Source organism: Citrobacter sp. Colony219, from assembly GCF_019382635.1.
In the GTDB taxonomy this organism is placed as follows: Bacteria; Pseudomonadota; Gammaproteobacteria; order Enterobacterales; family Enterobacteriaceae; genus Citrobacter; species Citrobacter youngae.
Genome location: NZ_CP080033.1, coordinates 2,138,722 through 2,142,083 on the forward strand (window position 1 = coordinate 2,138,722; position 3,362 = coordinate 2,142,083).

General features: G+C 42.2%; 4 protein-coding genes. All 4 read left to right on the forward strand.

Annotated features, from left to right (window positions below; genetic code table 11):
• Positions 1 to 870, forward strand: an 870-nt coding sequence (locus JTI85_RS09280) for a GDP-mannose 4,6-dehydratase (protein ID WP_219352475.1), incomplete at its 5' end; no start/stop codon positions are given.
• On the forward strand, positions 870 to 1,766 hold the full coding sequence (locus tag JTI85_RS09285) for a GDP-mannose 4,6-dehydratase (RefSeq protein ID WP_116360235.1): 897 nt from the start codon (positions 870 to 872) through the stop codon (positions 1,764 to 1,766). The genes JTI85_RS09280 and JTI85_RS09285, both read left to right, overlap by 1 nt.
• Positions 1,766 to 2,902 (forward strand): glycosyltransferase family 1 protein, encoded by a 1,137-nt coding sequence (locus JTI85_RS09290; RefSeq protein ID WP_137346233.1) that lies wholly within the window; start codon positions 1,766 to 1,768, stop codon positions 2,900 to 2,902. Before JTI85_RS09285 ends, JTI85_RS09290 begins: the two co-directional genes overlap by 1 nt.
• A 5-nt stretch (positions 2,903 to 2,907) precedes the next feature.
• The coding region (locus JTI85_RS09295; RefSeq protein ID WP_219352477.1) for a glycosyltransferase at positions 2,908 to 3,362 on the forward strand (455 nt) is incomplete at its 3' end.

The following is a 3,362-nucleotide window of genomic DNA, read 5'->3' on the forward strand; positions in this document are numbered from 1 at the left end:
TTGGTTGAATACGATCTGACTGACCTGTCTGCTAGTATCCGCTTGCTGCAGCAAACTGAAGCTACTGAGGTTTATAACTTAGCTGCGCAGAGCTTCGTCGGTGTATCTTTCGAACAACCGATTACTACAGCAGAAATCACCGGTCTCGGCCCTGTAAATCTTCTGGAAGCTATTCGTATTGTTAATCCTAAAATTCGCTTTTACCAGGCATCAACGTCAGAAATGTTTGGTCTGGTCCAGGCCGTTCCGCAGAAAGAAGATACTCCGTTCTATCCGCGCAGCCCATATGGCGTAGCTAAACTGTATGCTCACTGGATGACCGTGAACTACCGTGAGAGCTATAATATTTTTGCATCAAGTGGAATTCTGTTTAACCACGAATCACCATTACGTGGTCAGGAATTTGTAACGCGTAAAATCACTGATTCTGTTGCAAAAATTAAGCTTGGAAAACTTGACGTTCTTGAACTCGGTAACATGGACGCCAAGCGTGACTGGGGTTATGCCAAAGAGTATGTAGAAGGGATGTGGCGTATTCTGCAGGCAGAAAAACCAGATACCTTCGTACTGGCAACTAACCGTACAGAGACTGTGCGCGACTTCGTCAGCATGGCTTTCAAAGCTGCTGGATTTACACTGCGTTTTGAGGGTAAGGACGAGGAAGAAGTGGGTATTGACACAGCAACTGGGAAGACGTTGGTTCGTGTAAATCCAAAATTCTTCCGTCCTGCTGAAGTCGATCTACTAATCGGTAATCCAGCTCGTGCCAAAGAAATTCTGGGGTGGGAACCAAAAACCTCGCTGGAGCAGTTGTGCCAGTTGATGGTTGAGGCTGATTTACGTCGTAACCAGCAAGGGTTTTCATTCTGATGTTCGGCGCCGGCAAACATGCTCTGGTGACAGGGATTAATGGTTTTACCGGCCGCTATGTGGCAGCGGAATTATCCGCTGCCGGATATCGGGTATTTGGTATTGGCGCAATGCCTTTTGATGGGCCTGATTATTACCAGGTTGATCTAATGGATACTGCGAGATTGCGGGAGGTTATTCAGCTCATACAACCAAACGTTGTTATACATTTGGCCGCTATCGCTTATGTTGGGCATGGTGATGCAGATGCTTTCTACAACGTCAATTTACTTGGAACGCGCAATTTATTGCAGGCTTTGAGTACCTGCAGCACCATCCTGGATGGTGTGCTTCTCGCCAGTAGTGCAAACATTTATGGAAATGGTACCGCAGGGCAACTGAATGAATCTGCGACAGCAAATCCAGCGAACGATTATGCCGTCAGCAAGTTGGCCATGGAATATATGTCTCGATTGTGGATGGATAAACTACCCGTATTCATTACGAGACCATTTAACTATACAGGTGTTGGTCAGGCGGAAAACTTCCTTCTGCCAAAGATAGTTAAACACTTTAAATCAAAATCACCGACGATCGAGTTAGGAAACATTGATGTTTGGCGTGATTTTACAGATGTTCGTGCATTAAGCCATGCTTATGTCAAGTTATTACAGGCGAAACCAGTTGGTGAAGTTATTAACATCTGCTCTGGCCGCACATATTCACTGAGAAAAGTTATTGAACTTTGTGAAAAAATAACCGGACACCATCTGACCATCCAGATTAATCCAGAATTTGTCCGGGCAAATGAAGTTAAGACACTTAGTGGGGATCCATCTAAATTACAATCATTTATTCCAGATTGGAATGTCCCACCACTCGAAGATACTCTGCGCTGGATGTTGGAAAACGAGTAATGAAAGTCATATTTGGAACTGATGCAATAAAATACCCATTAACAGGTATCGGTCGCTATGCATTTGAGTTGGCTAAATGTTTATCTGATGATCCAGAAATATCCGAATTACTTTTTTTAAATGGGCATCGACTTACTCAGCAAATGCCCGTGGCTAAAGAAAATAGCTCTTCAACAGAGGGGCTTAAAAGTTTAATAAAAAAGAGTCGACTGGCTTCGGAAGTATATAGGCTCACAGCTCCGTGGTTGAAGACTAATGTCTTGAGAAATCATAAGGATGCGATTTATCATGGACCGAATTTTTATCTGCCACCGAAGGTAGAGCGCTGTGTTGTCACGTTTCATGATCTTTCTGTTTTTACTTTACCGCAATGCCATCCTCCTGAGAGAGTTAGGTATATGCGTAAAGAGCTTTTACAAACGGTAAAGCGAGCATCAGTATTTATTACAGACTCTGATTTTACCAGATTGGAACTGATTAATTATTTTAATATTTCTGAAAGTAGGGTGTTTACTGCAAAGTTAGCATGTAGTGGTGAATTTAAGCCCCGCCGTGAAGAAGATATAACTCCTGTTCTCGGAAAATACGAACTTACCTTTAAAAAATATTCCCTATTTACTGGCTCGATTGAGCCGAGAAAGAATATTGCGACTTTGCTTGATGCCTACGAACGCCTGCCACTGTCACTGAGAAAGCAGACTCCTCTCGTTATTAGCGGATTCAAAGGCTGGAACAGTGATACTTTACATCGTCGATTTGAACAAGGTAAACGAGAAGGGTGGCTGCGCTACCTGGGATTTACACCGTCAAGCGATTTACCTGCACTCTATGCAGGCGCTGTTAGTTTTTTATTTCCATCAGTCTATGAGGGATTTGGGCTACCAGTATTGGAGGCAATGGCATCTGGGACTCCGGTTGTTTGTTCAAACAGCTCTTCACTTCCTGAGGTTGCAGGTAGCAGCGCTTTAATGTGTGATGCTATGGATGTTGAGACACTTACGTCTTTAATTATGAAGAGTCTTACTGATACGGAATGGCAGGATAATGCCACTAAAAGTGGATTATCACATGTTAACCAATTTTCATGGAAACGATGTGCAACTGAAACGGTTGCTGCATATAAACAGGTGAAGTAAGATTAATGTTGAAAGTACTGCATTTTTATAAGACATACTATCCAGATACTTTTGGTGGCATCGAGCAAGTTATCTACCAGCTAAGTGAGTCTGGGGCTGAATATGATGTTGAATCAACCGTACTTTCTCTAAGTAAACGCGGGGATATTGATAATCAAAAAATTGGTAAGCAGCGTGTCTTCTACGCAAAAACTAATTTTGAAATAGCCTCAACACCATTCTCTCTATCTTGCATTAAAAAATTTAAAGAATTAGCAAAGCAAGCAGACATCATCCATTACCATTATCCATTTCCCTTTATGGATATGCTGCATTTTTTATGTCGAATCAATAAACCAACAATTGTCAGTTATCATTCTGATATTGTCAAACAGAAGTTTTTTTCTCGGCTATATTCGCCACTAATGAACCATTTTCTCAAATCAGTTGATTGTATTGTTGCTGCTTCGCCAAACTATGC